Annotated in this window: 30 protein-coding genes; 6 read left to right on the top strand and 24 right to left on the bottom strand. The window is 29.3% G+C overall.

Annotated elements, in window-relative coordinates; translation table 11 throughout:
- The first annotated feature begins 32 nt into the window (after positions 1–32).
- Complete coding sequence (locus DY123_RS07115; RefSeq protein ID WP_140936495.1) at positions 33–341, top strand: helix-turn-helix domain-containing protein; 309 nt, start codon at positions 33–35, stop codon at positions 339–341.
- Positions 342–368: 27 nt separating this feature from the next.
- Here DY123_RS07115 and DY123_RS07110 read toward each other — a convergent pair whose 3' ends face one another.
- The 22 genes from DY123_RS07110 to DY123_RS07015 form a co-directional block, all read right to left on the bottom strand.
- On the bottom strand, positions 369–1373 hold the full coding sequence (locus DY123_RS07110; protein ID WP_140936494.1) for a minor capsid protein: 1005 nt from the start codon (positions 1371–1373) through the stop codon (positions 369–371).
- Positions 1366–2802 carry a phage portal protein gene (locus tag DY123_RS07105; RefSeq protein ID WP_140936493.1) on the bottom strand — a complete coding sequence of 479 codons (1437 nt, stop codon included), beginning with the start codon at positions 2800–2802 and terminating at the stop codon, positions 1366–1368. Before DY123_RS07105 ends, DY123_RS07110 begins: the two co-directional genes overlap by 8 nt.
- Positions 2793–4037 (bottom strand): PBSX family phage terminase large subunit, encoded by a 1245-nt coding sequence (locus DY123_RS07100; protein ID WP_140936492.1) that lies wholly within the window; start codon positions 4035–4037, stop codon positions 2793–2795. Before DY123_RS07100 ends, DY123_RS07105 begins: the two co-directional genes overlap by 10 nt.
- Positions 4030–4440, bottom strand: coding sequence for a terminase small subunit (locus DY123_RS07095; protein WP_140936491.1), 411 nt, complete (start codon positions 4438–4440; stop codon positions 4030–4032). Before DY123_RS07095 ends, DY123_RS07100 begins: the two co-directional genes overlap by 8 nt.
- A 94-nt stretch (positions 4441–4534) precedes the next feature.
- Positions 4535–5359, bottom strand: coding sequence for a CAP domain-containing protein (locus DY123_RS07090; RefSeq protein ID WP_140936490.1), 825 nt, complete (start codon positions 5357–5359; stop codon positions 4535–4537).
- A gap of 540 nt (positions 5360–5899) precedes the next feature.
- Positions 5900–6157 carry a hypothetical protein gene (locus DY123_RS07085; protein WP_140936489.1) on the bottom strand — a complete coding sequence of 86 codons (258 nt, stop codon included), beginning with the start codon at positions 6155–6157 and terminating at the stop codon, positions 5900–5902.
- Positions 6158–6383: 226 nt separating this feature from the next.
- A complete protein-coding gene (locus DY123_RS07080; RefSeq protein WP_140936488.1) occupies positions 6384–6818 on the bottom strand; it encodes a DUF722 domain-containing protein in 435 nt (144 codons plus the stop codon).
- A 13-nt stretch (positions 6819–6831) separates the two neighbouring features.
- Positions 6832–7392, bottom strand: a complete 561-nt coding sequence (locus DY123_RS07075) for a hypothetical protein (RefSeq protein WP_140936487.1) — start codon at positions 7390–7392, stop codon at positions 6832–6834.
- Positions 7382–7588: a hypothetical protein gene (locus tag DY123_RS07070; RefSeq protein WP_140936486.1), complete on the bottom strand. Its 207-nt coding sequence runs from the start codon at positions 7586–7588 to the stop codon at positions 7382–7384. The genes DY123_RS07075 and DY123_RS07070 overlap by 11 nt, the downstream gene beginning before the upstream one ends.
- Positions 7589–8080: a hypothetical protein gene (locus DY123_RS07065; RefSeq protein ID WP_140936485.1), complete on the bottom strand. Its 492-nt coding sequence runs from the start codon at positions 8078–8080 to the stop codon at positions 7589–7591.
- A gap of 1 nt (position 8081) precedes the next feature.
- Positions 8082–8408: a VRR-NUC domain-containing protein gene (locus tag DY123_RS07060; protein ID WP_140936484.1), complete on the bottom strand. Its 327-nt coding sequence runs from the start codon at positions 8406–8408 to the stop codon at positions 8082–8084.
- Between the two features lie 24 nt (positions 8409–8432).
- Positions 8433–8807 carry a hypothetical protein gene (locus DY123_RS07055; RefSeq protein ID WP_140936483.1) on the bottom strand — a complete coding sequence of 125 codons (375 nt, stop codon included), beginning with the start codon at positions 8805–8807 and terminating at the stop codon, positions 8433–8435.
- 294 nt (positions 8808–9101) lie between these two features.
- Complete coding sequence (locus DY123_RS07050) at positions 9102–10511, bottom strand: virulence-associated E family protein (RefSeq protein WP_140936482.1); 1410 nt, start codon at positions 10509–10511, stop codon at positions 9102–9104.
- Between the two features lie 2 nt (positions 10512–10513).
- Positions 10514–11305: a bifunctional DNA primase/polymerase gene (locus tag DY123_RS07045; RefSeq protein WP_140936481.1), complete on the bottom strand. Its 792-nt coding sequence runs from the start codon at positions 11303–11305 to the stop codon at positions 10514–10516.
- Positions 11306–11419: 114 nt separating this feature from the next.
- Positions 11420–11977, bottom strand: a complete 558-nt coding sequence (locus tag DY123_RS07040; protein WP_140936480.1) for an HNH endonuclease — start codon at positions 11975–11977, stop codon at positions 11420–11422.
- A 16-nt stretch (positions 11978–11993) separates the two neighbouring features.
- Positions 11994–12524: a hypothetical protein gene (locus DY123_RS07035; protein ID WP_140936479.1), complete on the bottom strand. Its 531-nt coding sequence runs from the start codon at positions 12522–12524 to the stop codon at positions 11994–11996.
- A 25-nt stretch (positions 12525–12549) separates the two neighbouring features.
- Complete coding sequence (locus tag DY123_RS07030) at positions 12550–13284, bottom strand: AAA family ATPase (protein ID WP_140936478.1); 735 nt, start codon at positions 13282–13284, stop codon at positions 12550–12552.
- The gene (locus DY123_RS07025; RefSeq protein ID WP_140936477.1) at positions 13281–14654 is read right to left on the bottom strand and encodes a DEAD/DEAH box helicase; all 1374 of its coding nucleotides are present in this window, start codon (positions 14652–14654) and stop codon (positions 13281–13283) included. Before DY123_RS07025 ends, DY123_RS07030 begins: the two co-directional genes overlap by 4 nt.
- Positions 14654–15139: a siphovirus Gp157 family protein gene (locus tag DY123_RS07020; RefSeq protein ID WP_140936476.1), complete on the bottom strand. Its 486-nt coding sequence runs from the start codon at positions 15137–15139 to the stop codon at positions 14654–14656. Before DY123_RS07020 ends, DY123_RS07025 begins: the two co-directional genes overlap by 1 nt.
- Positions 15140–15151: 12 nt before the next feature.
- Positions 15152–15307, bottom strand: a complete 156-nt coding sequence (locus DY123_RS07645) for a hypothetical protein (protein ID WP_181401252.1) — start codon at positions 15305–15307, stop codon at positions 15152–15154.
- 130 nt (positions 15308–15437) lie between these two features.
- Positions 15438–15599 (bottom strand): hypothetical protein, encoded by a 162-nt coding sequence (locus DY123_RS07640; protein WP_181401251.1) that lies wholly within the window; start codon positions 15597–15599, stop codon positions 15438–15440.
- A complete protein-coding gene (locus tag DY123_RS07015; protein ID WP_140936475.1) occupies positions 15586–15843 on the bottom strand; it encodes an XRE family transcriptional regulator in 258 nt (85 codons plus the stop codon). The genes DY123_RS07640 and DY123_RS07015 overlap by 14 nt, the downstream gene beginning before the upstream one ends.
- Before the next feature lie 158 nt (positions 15844–16001).
- Here DY123_RS07015 and DY123_RS07010 point away from each other — a divergent pair, with 158 nt between their 5' ends.
- From DY123_RS07010 to DY123_RS07700, 5 genes are all read left to right on the top strand, one after another.
- Positions 16002–16328: a helix-turn-helix domain-containing protein gene (locus tag DY123_RS07010; protein ID WP_140936474.1), complete on the top strand. Its 327-nt coding sequence runs from the start codon at positions 16002–16004 to the stop codon at positions 16326–16328.
- A gap of 3 nt (positions 16329–16331) precedes the next feature.
- A complete protein-coding gene (locus DY123_RS07005; protein WP_140936473.1) occupies positions 16332–16739 on the top strand; it encodes a M78 family metallopeptidase domain-containing protein in 408 nt (135 codons plus the stop codon).
- Between the two features lie 93 nt (positions 16740–16832).
- Positions 16833–17183, top strand: a complete 351-nt coding sequence (locus DY123_RS07000; RefSeq protein WP_140936472.1) for a transporter — start codon at positions 16833–16835, stop codon at positions 17181–17183.
- Positions 17173–17661 carry an Ltp family lipoprotein gene (locus tag DY123_RS06995; RefSeq protein WP_140936471.1) on the top strand — a complete coding sequence of 163 codons (489 nt, stop codon included), beginning with the start codon at positions 17173–17175 and terminating at the stop codon, positions 17659–17661. Before DY123_RS07000 ends, DY123_RS06995 begins: the two co-directional genes overlap by 11 nt.
- Positions 17662–17725: 64 nt before the next feature.
- On the top strand, positions 17726–17848 hold the full coding sequence (locus tag DY123_RS07700) for a hypothetical protein (RefSeq protein ID WP_263854191.1): 123 nt from the start codon (positions 17726–17728) through the stop codon (positions 17846–17848).
- Between the two features lie 26 nt (positions 17849–17874).
- Here the strand turns inward: DY123_RS07700 and DY123_RS06990 are convergent, their stop codons facing one another.
- Complete coding sequence (locus DY123_RS06990) at positions 17875–18327, bottom strand: hypothetical protein (RefSeq protein WP_181401250.1); 453 nt, start codon at positions 18325–18327, stop codon at positions 17875–17877.
- A 64-nt stretch (positions 18328–18391) separates the two neighbouring features.
- Entirely contained in the window at positions 18392–19003 is a 612-nt protein-coding gene (locus tag DY123_RS06985) for a hypothetical protein (RefSeq protein WP_181401249.1), read from the bottom strand.
- Positions 19004–19285 lie beyond the last annotated feature (282 nt).

Below are 19285 nucleotides of genomic sequence, written 5' to 3'. Positions count from 1 at the left end.
AATTTGTGAAATAAGAAAAGGATGTTCTCTGGATGAATGCTGAAAACTTTGCTAAAAGGAATCTGTTGAATAATTATATTGAAGAAAGAAGTAAAAAAGATAAAAAGTTTGCTAGTGAATTGAGAAACTATAATGAGCAATTTGACATAGCAGTTCTTGTTAGAAATTTAAGAACGAATCTTGGAATGAGTCAAAGAAAGTTAGCCGATAAAGTCGGTAAACCACAATCTACAATAGCTCGTATTGAAAATGGTTCTATGAATACATCTACAGAGTTATTAAATCAAATTGCTGAGTCTACTAATCAAAAACTAGAAATTCAATTTGTTCCCAAAAAATAAAGACATACTATTTTGTGTAGTGTGTCTTTATTTTTTTGTAATATTTTTCCATTTATCAAACGTCATATCTTTAATGACGCCATTGCTAGACCAACGCATATCATTACTACTATATAAATATGGAATAGTCGTACATCTGCAATACGGATGGATAAGTGGGTAGTTAGTGCCTGGCTGTCTATCCTTTACATAAAAAACTTGATGATCTAATTTTGCGCAATCATCACACGTAGACCTTTCAAAAGTAGCAACATATTCATACTTTTCAACATCTTGGTCTTTATAAACATCAGCACTAGCAGTTTCTTGAATATGTCCCATTTCAGAAACTACTAATTTATGAATATGTTTACTTTTTACATCTGAGAAACGCTCTCTGAACTCATGTTCAACTTTTGAATAAGATAATCCTGTAAGTGTGCTTCTAAGCATCGAGTCCATAAGTTGACTAGGAAGCTCTTCAACATAATTACCCCAAATGCGATCAGAAAAATCTTTACCATCTTTTGCCCATGGTTTAGCAATTACTTGTTTTATTTCTTCATGACTTAACTTACTAAAATTAGCAATAAATTGACCACGAAAATCTTGAATATTGTAAGTTTCATGTAAATAAGTATTATCGTATTGATTTATTAACTCGCCTTGCATTGCTAATTGCTCAACACTAAATAAATCAGTAGCACGAGCTTTTAACTGGCTTTCTAATTGTTTTAATTGAGCAATTTGAGACTTAAAATATTCAGAATTTAATTGCTTTTCATAACCACCTTCAATGGCTTTACGCTTAAATTCTTTTAAAGTCATATCAAAGTGCTTAAGCTCAATACCATCTAATATTTTAATAGTTTTATCTAGTGGAATATCCAAATCATTAGAAAAACGCCTATACCATTGTTTAATATCCTTATCATAGACATTAAGAAGCTGGTCTAGGCGTTTATTTAATTCTAATTCATATTCTTGAGAAGATTTAATGCCTAATGCTTTGTCTTGAATAAATCTTCGTTGCCAATATTCACGACTATTCATCTATATCTTCCTTTTTAGGCGGATTAGTAGCATTATTAATATTTTGCTGATTACCATAACCATCTGAATTAATAATATCGTCTTTTTGGTATTCTAATTCTTGATCAACATCATCAACTAATGGATTATTTTTAGCAATATTACGCTTAGAAGTATTATCCTTTAAGTAATTAATTTCTTGAGCTGTTTCTAAGTCATTTTCGACCTTAGTTCTTGACCACTTTTGCGAAATATTTCTGGTCATGTAATCCGAAACATTATTAACTTTTAGAATCATACGAATCAACATTGCTAAAGCTGGTCGAAAGTATTTTTCAGTAGTTGAAGCTTTCAATTCTAAATGGCTATATAAACCTTTAATTGCTTTACCGCTAAGAGCGGCATTATCCATAAATTTATTAGGATCAATACCTTGTCCATCCATGAATATTTTATCTCGAGTCGTTTCTAACATGATATTACGTGCTTCAGTAGGTATTTCAATCTGTAATTGATCAACACCATTATGACCATTACCATCATCTTTAACCTTAATAGCTTTGTATTTTTTCAGATTATCAATAAACTCATTTAATGAAGTCCCACCATAACCTTTTAAAATTAAGATTGTTTGTTGGATATCTTCTAAATCATTAGCAAAGCCATTATAAACTTTATCGTAGATATCAATACTACCTTTATATTTGTTAAGTTCTGGAGTTTCCATAATATTCTTACTAAATTTAATAAATGGAACAATGCCACAACCATGATCAAAAACGGGAGTATTACCTACTACATTACCAGTTGATACATCAATATCATCAAAAGCATTATAGTAATTAAAACTATCGCTAGTTTTCTTAAAGCTCGTACAAGTAGTATCGTCCCAATACTCAATAATAGTATCATAATTTCCTGTATCAGTATTTAACTTACGATAAGTTCGCTCAACGGCTACTAATTCTTTAGCTAAAGTATCTGCATAGATTGGATGTATTTCACTAGGTGGCACAACGGCAAACTTAAAATCATTATTACCATCGTTCCAAAAGTGTAACCAACCTTCACCAGCATTACTAGCATCCACAATTAGTTGATTTAAGGTTAATGAAAAATCATCACCTAATGTTAATTTAACGACTTTATTTAAGCTATCATCACCCACATCAATTTCTGGATCAGTGGTAGCTAAATAACCTGCTTCCTGGTCAACTAATAACTGATGAAAATTAGAAGATACACGATTATCAGCACGTCTAAGCACATCTTTACCGGTATTATCATCGTCTTTTTTCATAGCAGTAAAAACATTATTATCATTTTTACTAGTAATATCATTTTTATTTTTATAATAACTAACTGATTTTTCATATTCTTGAGCATTATCTAATATTGTACTTCTACTATTTTCATAAATATTTTTCATAACATCTAAGTTTATTCCCATGCGATTATGCCTCCTTTCCTACTAATTGACTCAACAGCATAACGAGTTGAATCAATATCATGATCATTTCCATCTGGATAAATGGCTTTAAAGTTACCAGTGGAGTCTTTTTCTAATTCATAACTACTAAATTCTCTTGCTCCGTTCGGACAACGTTCGGGGTCAATCACAATTGAGCGTAAATCTTGTAACCATTTAAATCCTTGATTACGACTATCAGCACCCTTAATAGCTGGTGCTAAGTTAAGCCCTAAATCTTCAAATTCATTCACTGTACGTGGCTCTCTATCACAAGTAATTAAATCATTATAAGGGTTAGCTTCCTTAATTAAATCGACTGCATCTTTATTAGATAATCCCACTTGATAAATTTCTTTATATAAGTATAAAGTTCGATATTTTGAATTATAGTAAAGTTCTACATATGCTAATGGATCATGAGCAAACCCAAAATCAAGACCACGATAAATAGTATCAAAGTGTGAAATTTCTTCATCAGTAATTTCTCGTAAAGTAACATTAGTAAAGACTTCTGCTCCTGTACCAGTAACTTCACCTAAATATTCATGATCATATGCTTTAGGATTATCTTTCTTCAATTGTTCAGCATCAGCTAAAAATTCTTTACCTAACCATTGCTTTGGAACAGTTAGATAAGTAGATGAATCCACTAAAGTGTCATCACGTAACGCTTCACGTTGTGAAACTTGATTAACCCAGTTATTAACACTAGCCGGCGGATTATATGAATAAAAAGTAACAATATCATCACCACCACGATTAAGCGACTGGTTAATAGAACGTATTTCTTCATGTCCTTTAAATTCAGCAACTTCTTCATAGTGCTTAAACTTAGTGTAACCACGTCTAAATTTCTGTGATTTTACTTTTTCAGGTTTATCAGCACCCTTGAAACGAATTTGTTGACCAGTTGGTAAATAAGTAAGGGTTAGTGGGCTAACACTATCTTGCCAAAAATCATTAACACCTAACTGATCAATTGCCCAAAGGTATTGGTCAAAAACCGACTCACGCAATGTGTTAGCAACCTTACGCAATACAACCGCATTAGCTTCTTTATCTTTCATAATTCCTAATATTATTTCGATACTAATAAAGGAGGACTTAGTGCTTCCTCGTCCTCCTTTTAACCAATAATTACTATGATTATGTTGTTTAATATCTAAATGCAGTTTCTTAAAATTAGGAGCAATTAAACTAGATATTTTAACCATCTACATCATCTACAATTTGAGGCTCAATAGTAGCTTGAATATCTTTTTTGTCAGTCCACATTGCGTAATATTTACCAATTAATTCAGCAGATTTTAAACGATCCTTAGCCGATACTGGAACAGTTACTTTTTCACCTTTGGTTGATAATAAAGTTTCCTTTTCCTTACCACGCAGAATAGAAGATAAGTAACTCATAACTTCTTGTTCAGAAACAATAGATGCATCTTTAATTTCTTGCATACGTTCCTCAATGGCTTCTTTAATATGTTGTTTAGATAATAATTTAGATGCTTGACTACGTGCAGATTTAGCAGAATAACCAGCATTAATAGCTGCTTGTTCGCCATTATGATTTTTAATATATTCTAAAATGAATCGTTCTTCACGAATATTTCTTTTCAAATTATCACTTCCTTTCTTAATTAATTTTATGTATTAAAAAAAGCACTCTATAGAGTGCTCTTTAGTTCTATACAAAATAATTTCTTTCATATCTCTATTGAAAATCTTGAGATAATACTTCACATTTAAATCCACTTTTCTTAGTATACACTGAGAATCCAATTCCAACAGACGAATAATCTTTATCCACCATATTTTCATAATGGCCATGTTCCTTACCATTATTATTTTCAGGACCTTCGCCGATAAATTCATTAGTTAAGTCTTCAGCATCTTCTGTTGCACCAACTGGATAATCACTAGTTGCTAAATTCTCTCCTAATCCATATGAATCCGGCAAATACTTTTTAGCTAAAATATCTGAATATGCTACTCCGTTTTTGTTATAGTGAGTAATATCATCTGTCTTACCCAATCTTTTTGCTTCTTGTATAGCACGTATATTGGCTATTTTATCCAAAATATTATTATATTTTAATGGATTAAGACCTTTTTGTATACGTAAATTATTAAGCATAGCAAATGCTTTTTTTATAACAATATCATGGTATGTATTCCAATCCACTATTTTACCACTTGTATAATTAAATCCGTCTTTAATTATATCTGGCTTTTTTTCAATTTTTTTATGTGATTTATAAACTTTTAAGTCAGATAATTTAAAAAATGCTTTATGTCTTTTACTATAAGCATATATATTATGATGAAATTTTAAATGTTTATTTAACTTAATATTTTTTGCATTTTTCATATAACTTATATTAAGCAATTTTTTACGATTCTTGCTAAAATGATAAACTTTGGTGTTATTTTTTTTACCAATGTATTCCTTAGTATTAGCTGAGGAATTTATACTAAAAGTAGTAATTAATAATAAAACACTAAAAAAAGTAATAAAAAAATATTTTCTTTTAAACAATATAAACACTCCTAATTATTTTATAAATATATTATATAATTATTATACTTTAATTGTTATATAATAGAAAATATTACATTTTGATTACAATTTATAAAAGCCCTGCGATTTAAGTTAATCACAAGGCTTATTTTTATGCTTGATAGTTGCTGTAAGAATTGACATAATAACGTTTATAGCATGTTTTCTCCGTCTACTTAACATAATGTAGATTATCCGAAGCTGCCTTACAAAACCTTATTAAATCAACACGCAAAGCTCATTCTCATTTGTCAAATCCGACTTTCACAAACATCTTTGTGAATTGCAGGCTTGTGAAGTAGTTTCACAAAGTTAATTAAAGAACATTTTTAACACAAGTTTAATTAAAACTTCTGAAATTAATAAAATAATAAAAATAAATACTGCTTGTTTGAAACTAATTTTATGCATCAGAACATTATAAGTCAAAATACAAATTAAAAATATTGTAGCCAATGTGGTTGCAATTTCATATAACGAAAAAATATTCATTCATATACCTCAATGTTTTTTTCTTAATTATAACATATATGATATATCTTCTATCCAGCTATTCAAAGCATTAATTCTAAATCCCATATAAGCTTCATATGCTTCTGCATTGTAATTATGACTAAACATATTTTCCATTTTAATTAGTAAATTAATTTTTCTTATTGCCTTATCACGATAACCACTTCCTGCAGCTTCTAAACCACTACTAGTTATCTTTTCAAATAGATAGGCAAACTTATCAAGATCAATCTTATTACCAATTAAATTTATTGCATCTTCCATACAAAGCCCCCTAAACTAAAGATATTGAGTTGTTTCTTTTTGTTTCTAAATTTATTAAGTTAAAGTAACGATAAACTAATTTAATGTAAACAAAAACGCCCCTATATAATAGGTAGCGTTTCTTTTGGAGGATATTTAGTTTTTACCGTATTGAATTATTTGTTTAACTCAATGATACTATAATAACCCATAAAGTAGGGTCGTGTTTCCACGTTTTTTCCACGATTTAAATTCTTTTACATAAATAATATAGATCCATGCTTTTAAGAATATCTTTGAAGAACATATCTCGTTCTTTATATAGTAGAGATTTGCTTACATGATATTCGGTTGCTAATCCTTGTAGGGTCTTATATCTAGCTTCATTGTTGAAATAATACCGTTTAAATACCATCGAAATATCCGGATTAAGTACAGTTAAGGCTTCATTAATGGATTCCTTTTGTTGTTTTAATGATTGCAAAGTCTTATCTTCATCAACTGTAATTACATAATTTTCAATGGCTTTGGTAATTTTATTAGATTTACCACCACCAACGTTTTCATCACGATCTTCAACAAATGGGTTCTTAATTTCATTACGCCTTTTGTTAATATAACCATCAATCTTAGGATAATCAAATAACATTTTTTCAACTAAATTTTTAACGTGTCTTTGCATTAATTAACCACCTTTAAGCGAATAGTTGTTTATATCTTTTATTATGTTTAATAATTTTATTTCTTTTAGCTGCATTGGTAAGTTGTTCAGCTATACGTAGATTTAAATTCTTAACATGTCGAATATTGGCAAAGCTGACCCCTTTAATTTTAAACTGATTTCTATAAGCATCTGCTACATATGGATAAGCCTTAATGTCTGGAAAATATGGACTTTTATATAAATCAGCATGTAACTGTTTTAAATTATCAGCTTTTAAAATATGACCAGCATAATAGGCTTCAAAATAGTTCTCAATTAACCCATATTTTTTAATCAATCTACCAATTACTGTATCTGAAACATTTAACTCTTTGCCAATAGTTACATATGATTTATTACACTTTAATAATTTACATACATGGACTAAAAGCAATGGATTATATTGGTAGTCTTTAGCATCTAATTCCATAATTTCAGCATAATCAAGCGTTTTTCTAATTTCTTGTAAACGTGGTTCTTCTTCCGGAACCTTAGTTAATGATTCATAATCATGCTCTAAAGACCTAACCAAGTTCAATATTTTAGATTGCATTAAATTTCTCCTGTCTGTAGTTAATTTCTTCATTAATCTCACCTATGATTTCATTTAATCTCAAAATATCATTTAATAATGAATTATTGGTATGACCAGTTAAAGTCTGTAATACCAAACGTTTATCACATAATTTGGTGATAATAAATTTTAATTTTTCAATTTCAATATAGTTAATTGCTTGTTCAGTTAGCATTTAATTATCACCATTCTCTTTAAGAAAATCTGCAAATTTCATAGTTGCCTGATCAGCTATCTTAGCGTAGTGATAACCCTTATTTTCATAAAGCCATTCATATAATCCATTCAATTCATGTTCCTTAAATAAATACATTTCTGGCTTATCATATTTAATATTTATATTAATTAAAGTGTATTCATTTTTATTTTTTGTATAACAAACTGTCAAACCAGTTTGAGAAGCAATTGGCACAATATATTGTTTAGATGGCAATCTATTTTCTGGCTTTGTTTGCATAAATCCATTAATTAAATTCATTTGTTTTGTTGATAAAGTATTATTATGTCCTTTAAAACTAATTGTATGATCCGTAATAATGGCAATTAATTCATCTTCATTATCCAATAGCATATATGAATCAGCTGAATCATCAAATTGCACTTTAAAAAATCCATTATCAAAAGTTTCCAATTTTCTCAATCTATCGTTTAATTCACTTAACATCATATTAATCACCACTCACAATCTTCACTGCATCATCCGCACTTCTGGCAACTCCATAAAGCACTGGATAATTTTTAGCGAATTTTCTAAAAGTTTTTTGTTCCGGTCTTAATCGACCAATTTCATTTTTAACTTCAATAAAAAATATTTTTCCATCTGAATGTCTAAATCCAAATAAGTCTGGATACCCCTTAGGTAAACCTGTATCAAAATAGCGACCATTGATAAATACTTTACCAACATTAGCTCTAAAACAAGTACATCCATGTTTAGATACTGCTACTCGAATTTCATTTTGAATTTGATGTTCAGGAGTTACTGGATTAGTCATAAATACCTCCTAAATTAGTTTTATTTATCCCACATCCAATGTTGAACTATTATCAATTGACTGTTTTAACCAATTCATGAATATTTCATACCGCTTTTGATTATTATTTTTAATATCAGCATTGCTAAATTTTCCGTATAATGTTTTACACTCATTTGGACTTAATGAAAAATCTGTATCTGGTGCCAAAAAGAATTTATTAAGCACTGGATCATATGCTTCATCAGGCCAGCACAATTTTATTTTGCCCCATGGATCATTTGGATCATCTAGCTTATATTCATATCCAACATTTAAAGCCAAATCATCTCTTAACCATTTAAAACCTGCATATCCAAAGCTGCCGTCTAAAATCTTTTCATTTGGTTCATCAACATTAATCATTGCTTGTAATCCCATAATTATTTCTCCATTTCTAATTAATTTACACATGTATGTCATGTGTTGTTTGTTTTCACGTGTTGTTTACAATTATTGTTTTAACAACATTTTAAGCAATTAACACAACAACACATGTGTTTTAAGCACACTTTTATATAAGGGTTATATATTACACATAAATAAATATATAGTTATATTATTTATTTAACATGTGTTGTTGTGTTGTATATAGGTCCTAGTGTTGATATTTCAATATTTCAAGGCCACACATGTATATATAAATTCATGTGTTATTTCTGTGTTGTTGTGTTGCTAAATTCTATGATATCCACGTGTTCTTTTACCATTTACACTCATATTTTCTGATTTTTTAAAATTACTCAAACTATTCATAATCAAACTAATCTTCTTACCATAACTTCCACGACTTGCACTCATCACTTCATGACCATGTACATCTAAAACCACTTGTAGAATTTCTTTAGTCGTGATTTTATTGATACTTGTTAAATCATCTTCATTTAAAGTATTAGTTTGTCTATCTTTCAACTCATCATTATCTTTGTATCTACCGTAATAATTATGTTTTTGAAAAATAGTATATTTATCCCAATCTTTAGGAACAGGCATTTCAATATATTCAGTCATTGCTTGCTCTAATGGATCTTCAACCACATTTTCTTTTTGTACATCTTCTAATTCAGACATTGTTTGATTATCTAAATAAATAGTTTCGCCATTTTTATAAAGTTCTCGAGATTCTGCTAAAATCTGTAAAATATAATCCTTATTAATATTAAAAACATCTTTAGCAGGTTTATTAATTCCACATTGAATGGGTAGAAACCTACGATTACCAGTTTTATCTTTTAAAAACTCAGATTCATTAGTCGTTCCAATAAATACACATCGGCGATCATGATCTTCGATTGATGTACCATAGGGGGCTTTATATTTATCAGTTCTAGTTGAAATAAATGCTTTAGTCCCTTCAATAGCAGTTTTACTCATAGCACTTAATTCAGCTACTTCTACGATCCAGTTGTCCTTAATCAACATTAAATTATCTTTATTAGTTCCACTTAATGAAGGTAAGTTATCTAAAAAGTACTCTGGACATAAAGCACTGCAAAGCGTAGATTTACCTAAGCCTTGTTTACCAATTAACACTGGCATTAATTCAAACTTAATTCCTGGATTTAAAGCACGGGCAACTGCACCAACTAACCATTTTTTGGTCACTTCTTTGACATAATGATTATCAGCAGCTCCTAAATAATCAATAAAAAAATTATCAACTCGTTTAGTTCCATCCCATTTAACTTCATTAATGCGATCAATTACTGGATTAAATATTTTTTTAACGGCTGCTTGTTTTAATCCGCTCATGAAAATATCTCTTTTAAAAAGAACATGATACTTATCTTCGATATATCCGCTAACCATGTCTTTATATAAATCCTTGAACTTACCTTTTTTAATTAACAAATCATCAATATCTTTAGCAATGGTTACAGTTTGTGTGAAATCATTCCATGCAAAAGTGCCTTTTAGCTTTTCATCATGTAAAAGAATTAATTTAACATTTTTAGTTGAGTTAGCTTTGACATTGCCATCTTCATTAGTTTCAAAATTAATACCATCAGATTTATTATTAATAGAAACTATTTTTAAACTTTCAGATTCTTCTTTTAAATCATCTGGCATCTTTTTTTTAGTCATAATCAGCCCCCTCTTCGTCTTATTTCCTTCTTTTGCACGCTTGAGAAGGTTGTGTTCAATTCTTTATCTGGTAATGGATCATTTGTGTTGCTGTTAGCTATACAAGCTAAGTTATAAGCATCTTCTGGTTCAACATTTCTAAATAATAATCCACCTACTAATCTAGTAAGCTGGTCATTACGTCCACCATTATCACCTAAACCATTAGAAATGGTTTCAAACAATAATGTAGTCTTAGTTTTTAAACCACTAAACTGATTAAAATTAATGTTGTCATTCGAATGGTTATTATTTTGATTAATTAATTGAACTAATTGTTTAGGGGCGGTAACGATTGGATCATGATTTAACCACTCATAGCTTTTTCCATTACGTTCGCTTGGAGCAACCACTACATAATTATTTTTATGAGCTTTAATATCTACTCCTGGGAGCCAGCCAATATTCTGATGAATTGTGGTGTCATCTCGTTTTAAATAGAAAAGTTGTTGTCCTCCACCTGCCGTTTTTTGTGCTAAAGTGTGCTTTAATAAATCTGGATGCTTATCCTTAAATTCTTGAATAGATTTAAAACCATCATCGCCACCTTCATGTTCATCAATGTCAACTACAAAAAAGTTAGTTGTTCTTAATGCGATACTGGCGAATGGATATGTTTTCCATAATTGTTCAATTTGTTCATGATTTAATGGTGGTTGATCAGCAAACTTAATTAAAGGTTGTTTATTCATCATAGGAAGGACTGAAAAGCCTGCTTTAGCATAAGCGACTGCATACTTAACTAAGTTTTTCATTTATTATCATCTCTTTTAAAAACATATATCATATAACACATAACATATTTGTTATATGATTTTATGGGCTTCTCACCCCATTTGAGTAGTTAAATGGCTACTGTCCTGTTTTAATTAGTGTTTTATGATTTTATAATTACCCACTTTATTCTTATTAGGATGCTTAATTATAAAATTACTTAAATAATTTTCATTGTGATTTAAAAACAAACTGGCTTTGGCAAGACTTATAAAATTGAATTCCTCATTTCTGTCATTTATCAAACTAACTGAAATTGGTTCATTATTAAGGCCATTATTATAAGCATGATTTTGATTATATTTATAAGTACACCACTCAAGATTATCTGGAACATTGTTTAAACTATTTCCATCAATGTGGTTAACACATGGTAAATCAATTGGGTTAGATATAAATGATTCTGCTATCAACCTAGAAACCAATTTTGTAGAATGATTACCATTTTTCCAAAGTTCTACCCTAAGATCTTTATTTGAACTTCTTTGCCTTTTTCCAACTTTTACTTTAAGCTTTCTTTGTTTCCAAACTCTTTTAATTTTTTTACCATTTAAATTCCTATAAGTAACCTTTCCTTCACAAGACCAAATTGTTCCATCTGAATGAGCTTCATATATATTTTCATAACCGATAATAGGTCTAATAATTATCATTAATTTTCTCCTTTAATTAAAATGGTAGACTATCATCGTCCACATCAATTTGTTCTGGTTGTTCAGTTTCTGAAAATTCGTATTGCTTATATGGATTGCTAGGATCTTTCTTATTAGGACGTTCCGTAATATTCATATTAACTAGTACCCCAATATGACCATGAATTTTTTCATCAATTGCTCGATGAATATCAGTTTCATTACCTAGTAGGAACATGTCAGGGGTTAAATCAGCTTTCATTAAACTACCTAGAGTCAATACAGTTTTCATATTTCTTTCTAGAACAAAGTCTGGAATGGGATTACCCTTCGAACTAGTTTCAGCAAAACTAACATTCATTAATTCACTTTCACCGGTATGTTCACCTTCAACGACTTCGAATTTAAATCTCAGACAATCAAAACCACTATCATACACATGATGTCCTGCTTCACTAATAGTTACTTTGTAATCACCAGCTGGTAAACCATTCCCACCGCCGTTAATATTATCTTTTTTTGGATCAAAACCTTTTAAATTGTTATTTACTAAATCTGCTAAACTCATAATTCATTTCTCCTTTTAAATTAAATTATTTAGAATCTGTTTTCTTCTCAATTGGACGTTTGCTGATTGCACCTGGTATTGCTTTTAAAATTCTTAAAATCTTTGGATCATTAATTTTATCTTCATAGTATTTTTTACGTTTGTCTTTAATGGTACGAATATAGTTAGTTCCCACTTTTTGTGTATGAATAACTAAGTCGCAGTTACCATTAACCACGTTGTAATACTTGGTTTTTAATGAAGGAACTTCTTTAGTAGTATCTACACCTTCATGGGTTTCATAATTAACTCTTGAAATATAAACAATATTTAATGGTAATGATTTAAGGTTCATGACTAAATCTTGAAGAACTGTATTAAATGTTGCATAACCTTTTCCATAGCCAATGTCAGAAAGTGATTTAACACCTGCTTCTGTACATATTGCTTGTTCAATTAACTGACAAATATCATCAATCACATCTAAAACAATAGTTTCATAACCAAATTGTTTATTTTTGTTTTGGGTTTGTAATTCAAACATAACTTCATCTAAATCTTCTAAAACCGATTGTTTTAAATTACCATTTTCATCTTTAACATTACGTAATTGAATAGACGGAGCAGGATTAGCTAAACTGTTTCCATCTGTATTAATGAATAATGGATTAGGAAAACGTTCAGCTAAATAACTTTTACCACTCATTGTTGCCCCGTATATAAAGAAATTATGTGGAGTATCAACAGTAGGTTTACGTTCATTCTTTGGTAAAATGCTCATTTTTTAATTAATCCTTTCTTTTTGGCTTGAATATAAGACCAGCCTTTTTTATAACCATGTAACTCAGCAAATGCTTTTAACTGTTTCATGCTATACAATTCAGCAATAGTCTTACCAGCCACCTCTTTATAGAGGTTATTTTTCATAATTTTTTGAATTCGTGTTACACGTTTCTTTTTACGTTCAGTAATTTTTTTAAGTTCTGAATCTACAACTTCCAATTCTGGCTTATCTTTAGTTTCAGTTTCTATAATTGAATTACAATAAGGGCAAATATTATTTTTGTTATAAAATGCTCCAAAGCAAACCTGACAAACTGTAATGGAAGCTATTTTCTTTTTATTATGGCTTTTGCCTTTTAATGACCAATCACGGTCTTGCGTAGGTAAACCAAATTTTTCAATATTACCAACATGATCAATAATGATGGCACGTTTATCTGGTCTGTAATTCATAGAACGCATTGAAAATTGTAGAAATAAACTTAAAGACTGTGTTGGTCTTAATTGAATTACAGTATCAACACCTGGTAAATCAAGACCTTCTGTAAATAATTCAACATTGGTTAGAACACTAATTTCACCATTTTTAAATTGCTTAATGATTTTATTACGTTCTAATTTATCTGTTGATCCGTCTACTTCTACTGCTTTAATACCTGTTCTATTAAATTCATTTGATAAATTTTTAGCAGCTTGAACATTATGACAATAGGCAATCGCATTAGTACCATTTGCTAATTTTTGATAATTTTTAACGGCATCACCATATATTTTTGGCTTCATGGCATCATCAATAGACCTATTTGTATATTCACCTTTAGCAGTCTTTAAAGTATCTAAATTAATAAATTTTGGTGCATAATAATCAACTGGACTGAGCCTTTTATGCTCAATTAACCATTTAACCTGTTTACCAGGAATTAAAGCATCTGCTACTTCGGTAAATCCTTTACCACTTAATCGGTATGGTGTAGCAGTAAACATTAATTTAATAGCTTTAGGAAAATGATTGATAACATTTAAATATGACTTAGCTAACACATGATGAGCTTCATCAATCAATATCAAATCAGGATATTTTAGTTGATCTAATCTTCTGGTAATGGTTTGCACCATACCGACCTTACATAAATTCATGTTTACTGCTTGTTGCTCAAAAGTCGCTTTCACTTGTTGAACAATTTCAGCTCGATGAACAATGAATAAAACCCGTCTACCCTTTGCAGTAGCTCTTCGAGCAATCTCGGCCATAATTACAGTTTTACCCGTTCTAGGTGGTTGCTGTACCATAATTGACCTATTACCCTTGACTAATGACTTTTGGATATTCTGAATAGTTTCATTCTGATAATCACGTAGTTCAAACATTAGCGAACACTCAAAGTTTGATGTGCAACCAACTCAGCTCCTGGAACTGTTTGGCCATTTTTAATGGCTTCACGAATTCTAGTTTTATTCACTTTATCTGGAACACTATCCTTAAATTCTTGGTCAATTAAAGAGTCATCCTTTACTTCTAATCTTTTAGAATTTCTTAGTGAAATAGTGTTAGTAGCAGTCTTAACTTTTTTAATATCAACTAGCTTCATAGCATTAAACATGCTATCCTGTAAGTAATTGAGATTATTCTTAAGCGTTTTTTTGTGGTTATTTAAACGCTTAATTTCATCGTCAATCTGATTAATATCAGATTTTACATTGGTAACTACCTTCCCGTAGTTACCAATTTTTTTATTAAAATCTTGTTCAAAATCGATACTGTCCAAGGTATCTTTTAATAGTTGTGGATCATCACCATCAATCATTGATGCGATTTGTTGGTATTGATCTTCTAATTCGTATAATTTAGTCATTTAAAATTCCTCCTACATAGTTATATCGAAACTTAAGCTTTTCTTTAAAAGGCCTTTTAAGTATTCTTTATCATTGATAATTTCTGGATGATTTCGTAACTCTTCGAAAAAATCAGAATCAATATCAATATCCATTGGCAATTTAACTTGTCCTAAATTTTCATCCATCGTTTATTTCTCCTTTTGAATTAAATGACCATTCTCACAATTGAAATGGTAAATATTGTTAGCAATTAAATTTGCATTGCCTTTATGAAAATGGTTAAACAATATTTGTATAAGTTTCATATTTAAGCTCCTAATTGAATAAATCATCGTACAATGATTTACAAAAATCTTTTAAAGTCTTATGTTTCAATTCATGCAATACCAAAGTAAACATGGTTAAAATCATAATCATTGATATAAAATCAGATAATAAGATATGAATCACCTCCTTAAAAATTTTATAGTCTAACATTTTTGCGACAACTTTTAGTTGACAAGGAGCCAAAAAAAATATTATCAACTGGAATACCATAAATTTTAGATAAGGCTTTTCCAAAAATATCTGGTACCTCATTGGGAGATTGTTCAAAATACCTTATTCTATCCTTTGTTATATAAACACCAGTATAATCAGATAGTGAAGCAGCAGCTTGTAATTGAGTCATGTTTGCATTAACTCTAGCCGCTTTAAGTGAAATCCTGATTTTTTTATTCATTCTTTTTTTCCTCCTTTCAACACAATTAAGTATATGACAACTTTAGGTTTACGTCAACAACTTTTAGTAAACTTTTTCAACTTTTTGTTGAAAAATGTAAACTTAATGATATACTTTAATACATAAACAATATACATATTAAGGAAGAAGAAATCATAATGACTGAAAACATAATTGGACATCAAATAAACACACTAAGAAAAAAGATGGGTTGGTCTCAACCACAATTAGGAGAAAAGCTTGATGTTTCAAGACAAACTATTTCAAACTGGGAAAACGGTGTAAAGACTCCAAGAATGGGAGCCTTACAACAATTATCTGATTTATTCCATGTAAGTATTGGATATATTACAGATGGTAAAGAGGAACACGAATCACAAAAAGACATCGCACAAATGATTGATGATGGTGATTACATGACCTTCCAAGGCAAAGAACTAACTGATGAAGATAAGGAACTTTTAAAAAGATTATTAAGGAAGTAATTTATGTTTGATGATATTTTAAAGGATTTATTAAACTATGCATTTGATAATGGTATTGGTGTTGAAACTGTTCATGCATCCATTAATACTCCTTGCTTAGTGTTTAATAAAAAAAGATTAATAATATTAAATTTAAATTGGCATAATAAAAATGAGCTACCTTTTCAGATAGCTCATGAAATTTCACATATTATAAATAATGACGATTTAAATTTATATAGATCTGATAGTTGCAATTACACTCTATCATTTGAAAAAAATGCTAATGTTATGGCTTTAAATATTCTTCTACCTATATACTTCAAACATTGTAATTACTCAATTAATAATATATCACCTTTAATGAAACAATTATCCATTCCTAATTCATTGCAAAAGGAAACTAAAAATATTGCTATAAAATATGTATAATTTCAATTAACAAAAACTAATTTCATAATTAATAAAAGCTATGGTAAAATATTAGGGTTGTTAAATACATATTTTTTGGAGGTTTTATTTTTTATGAAGTCTAAAATGAACACTTGGACTGCTATTTTTAATATTATTAATTGTGTGATGTTATTTATTTCTTGGTTTGTTGTGATTGCACAAGCTGTAAGTAGTAATGGTGATTCAAGCAGTGCTACATTCTTCTATATTTTTACATGGATTGGTGTAGTATTGAATATTTTATCATTCTATTATGCAAAACAATTAAATATTTCTGTTGTTGGTGCTGTTTTAGGAATTATCGGAAGCTTATTATCAGGATTATCGATGATTTTTGCTTTCCCATCAATTGTTTTATTAATTATTGCAGTTGTATTTGAATTTCTACAAAAACCAGCTAAAGGAGCAAACGATGCAAAATAAGAATGTAAAACCATGGTACAAAGTATGGTGGATCTGGATTATTATTGTGTTTGTTGTTTTCTTAATCTTCGGATTACTTGGATTTAACCAAGGAAAAGATTCATCTTCCGTAAGTAGTAAATCAAATTCACAAAAAGTTGAACAAAGTAGTTCTGATTCAAAACAAGATAATGTCCCTACTGAATATAAAAATGCTTTAGATAAAGCTGAAACATATGCTAATACAATGTCTATGTCTAAAGATAAAATTTATGATCAACTTACATCTAGTTATGGTGAAAAATTTGGAGCAAAGCCTGCTGCTTATGCTATGAAAAATTTAAAAGCCAACTGGAATAAAAATGCTTTAGAAAAGGCAAAGACTTATCAAAATGATATGAAAATGTCTAAAGATTCTATCAAACAGCAATTAACTTCTAGTTATGGTGAAAAATTCACGGACTCTCAAGCTCAATATGCTGTTGATCATTTAAATTAATAATAAAAATAATAACCACCCTTTTACGTAATTAATCTCATACGCAGAAAAGGTGGTTGTTTTTATGGAATTAGAAGAGCTAGGACTAAGTGAAACTGATTTATCTAAGATTAAAAAGATATACGATAAAATGAATAAATTAGCTGATGATGGTGCTAAAATTATATCTAAATATATCGATGAATAAAAAAGGAGCCTGGTGGCTCCTTTTTATTAACGTCCTATTTTTTGATAAGTATTATTATTATCTGTAAATGAATAGTTGTGGTGAACTTTTTGTCTAGTATATACCATAAATCCACCAGTATTGGTGTATGATTCTAAAACACGCTTGCCATTAACTTTTTTATGAGATAACCAGTAACCTGTAGGATCTCCCATGGTTACTTTGTCATTAAAGCCATAGTTAACTCCGCCGTAACCTTTTTTTAATTTATCTATATACATATATAAATGGTTATTTGCTTTGTGATTATGATTACCGTATATTAATTTACCATTTTCATATACTGAATATTTATTAAATGTCAGTTTATCAAATTTATGATTATATGAATCCCATTGATACCAATTTCCTCTTAACTCAGTAGGTGTTTCATGATGTCCCTTATATTGAGCATGTACTGAATTATTATTTAATCCTACAAACAATATTAATGTGAACATTAATGATAGTAAAAACAACAAACTATATTTCTTATTTAAGATAATTAATACACCTTCTTAATTTTTAAGATATTTCTATGTCTTTATATTTATTTGGATGTTTGTATACATAATTATAATTATGTGTTTTATGTGGTTTTAAATTTTTAGGCAAAACCTTATTCCTTGTTAAAGCAAATCCTTGTTCATTAATTGTCTCGAAAAAACGTTTAGGATTAACTTTGGCATATACGTTATTTGGATTAACTGGAAAATCAGATTGCTCACCACCATTAAATGAAATCATAGCACTTCTTAAAATTCTTTTACCATGGGTTCTTTTTCTGGAAAGCCAGTAAAAAGAAAATCTTTTACTATCACCTTTAGTTAAAGTATAAGCAGGTCCATCTATAAACTTGTCACCATGAGTATTAAATTTTTGTACATATATTGGCTCGCCATTATTTCCAGGTTCTTTAGTTTTACCAACAATATTTTCTACATCAGGACCAGTAGTACCTTTATGTTGGTAATATCTATTTTTGGTAATCTTTGCTTTTTGCCAAAACATTCCACCTTCCTTAAAGTACCAAGTACCTCTTAATTCTGTTGGCATTTGATAATGACCCATATACTTAGCATGTGCTGAACTATTATTTAATCCAACAAATAGGGTCAATGCAAATATAAATGACAATGTTAATCCTAACAATGACTTCTTATGTAAAATAATAAATCTCCTCCTATAATTTTATACATATTTAATAATAATACTGGAAATAATTTATGGCAATATAAAAAGGAGCCTAATGGCTCCTTTTTTCGTATACAGTATACTGTGTATTGTATACATATTATTTATTTTTAGACTTTAAAGAAAGCATAGCTATTTTTTCTACTCTATTAAAATCTTTCTTAGATTTTAAATTTTGTCTTTCCAAATATGAATTAGCCATAATTCTCATAGCATCATCATCAT

The sequence above is a fragment of the Apilactobacillus micheneri genome (assembly GCF_006493595.1).
GTDB classification, from domain to species: domain Bacteria; phylum Bacillota; class Bacilli; order Lactobacillales; family Lactobacillaceae; genus Apilactobacillus; species Apilactobacillus micheneri.
The sequence above is the reverse complement of the archived record's forward strand: the minus strand, read 5'-3'. Positions and strand labels throughout refer to the sequence as shown.

Coding starts and splice junctions, on each gene's coding strand:
- DY123_RS06990 (WP_181401250.1), bottom strand. CDS start 18,327: ATGTTCACATTAATATTGTTTGTAGGATTAAATAATAATTCAGTACAT.
- DY123_RS07645 (WP_181401252.1), bottom strand. CDS start 15,307: ATGGATGAAAATTTAGGACAAGTTAAATTGCCAATGGATATTGATATT.
- DY123_RS07085 (WP_140936489.1), bottom strand. CDS start 6,157: ATGGAAGATGCAATAAATTTAATTGGTAATAAGATTGATCTTGATAAG.
- DY123_RS07010 (WP_140936474.1), top strand. CDS start 16,002: ATGACTGAAAACATAATTGGACATCAAATAAACACACTAAGAAAAAAG.
- DY123_RS07015 (WP_140936475.1), bottom strand. CDS start 15,843: ATGAATAAAAAAATCAGGATTTCACTTAAAGCGGCTAGAGTTAATGCA.
- DY123_RS07040 (WP_140936480.1), bottom strand. CDS start 11,977: ATGATAATTATTAGACCTATTATCGGTTATGAAAATATATATGAAGCT.
- DY123_RS07045 (WP_140936481.1), bottom strand. CDS start 11,305: ATGAAAAACTTAGTTAAGTATGCAGTCGCTTATGCTAAAGCAGGCTTT.
- DY123_RS07050 (WP_140936482.1), bottom strand. CDS start 10,511: ATGACTAAAAAAAAGATGCCAGATGATTTAAAAGAAGAATCTGAAAGT.
- DY123_RS07640 (WP_181401251.1), bottom strand. CDS start 15,599: ATGTTAGACTATAAAATTTTTAAGGAGGTGATTCATATCTTATTATCT.
- DY123_RS06995 (WP_140936471.1), top strand. CDS start 17,173: ATGCAAAATAAGAATGTAAAACCATGGTACAAAGTATGGTGGATCTGG.
- DY123_RS07060 (WP_140936484.1), bottom strand. CDS start 8,408: ATGACTAATCCAGTAACTCCTGAACATCAAATTCAAAATGAAATTCGA.
- DY123_RS07030 (WP_140936478.1), bottom strand. CDS start 13,284: ATGAGCATTTTACCAAAGAATGAACGTAAACCTACTGTTGATACTCCA.
- DY123_RS07005 (WP_140936473.1), top strand. CDS start 16,332: ATGTTTGATGATATTTTAAAGGATTTATTAAACTATGCATTTGATAAT.
- DY123_RS07055 (WP_140936483.1), bottom strand. CDS start 8,807: ATGGGATTACAAGCAATGATTAATGTTGATGAACCAAATGAAAAGATT.
- DY123_RS07035 (WP_140936479.1), bottom strand. CDS start 12,524: ATGAGTTTAGCAGATTTAGTAAATAACAATTTAAAAGGTTTTGATCCA.
- DY123_RS07700 (WP_263854191.1), top strand. CDS start 17,726: ATGGAATTAGAAGAGCTAGGACTAAGTGAAACTGATTTATCTAAGATT.
- DY123_RS07065 (WP_140936485.1), bottom strand. CDS start 8,080: ATGATGTTAAGTGAATTAAACGATAGATTGAGAAAATTGGAAACTTTT.
- DY123_RS07000 (WP_140936472.1), top strand. CDS start 16,833: ATGAAGTCTAAAATGAACACTTGGACTGCTATTTTTAATATTATTAAT.
- DY123_RS07105 (WP_140936493.1), bottom strand. CDS start 2,802: ATGGGAATAAACTTAGATGTTATGAAAAATATTTATGAAAATAGTAGA.
- DY123_RS07115 (WP_140936495.1), top strand. CDS start 33: ATGAATGCTGAAAACTTTGCTAAAAGGAATCTGTTGAATAATTATATT.
- DY123_RS07025 (WP_140936477.1), bottom strand. CDS start 14,654: ATGTTTGAACTACGTGATTATCAGAATGAAACTATTCAGAATATCCAA.
- DY123_RS07100 (WP_140936492.1), bottom strand. CDS start 4,037: ATGGTTAAAATATCTAGTTTAATTGCTCCTAATTTTAAGAAACTGCAT.
- DY123_RS07075 (WP_140936487.1), bottom strand. CDS start 7,392: ATGCAATCTAAAATATTGAACTTGGTTAGGTCTTTAGAGCATGATTAT.
- DY123_RS07020 (WP_140936476.1), bottom strand. CDS start 15,139: ATGACTAAATTATACGAATTAGAAGATCAATACCAACAAATCGCATCA.
- DY123_RS07080 (WP_140936488.1), bottom strand. CDS start 6,818: ATGCAAAGACACGTTAAAAATTTAGTTGAAAAAATGTTATTTGATTAT.
- DY123_RS07070 (WP_140936486.1), bottom strand. CDS start 7,588: ATGCTAACTGAACAAGCAATTAACTATATTGAAATTGAAAAATTAAAA.
- DY123_RS07110 (WP_140936494.1), bottom strand. CDS start 1,373: ATGAATAGTCGTGAATATTGGCAACGAAGATTTATTCAAGACAAAGCA.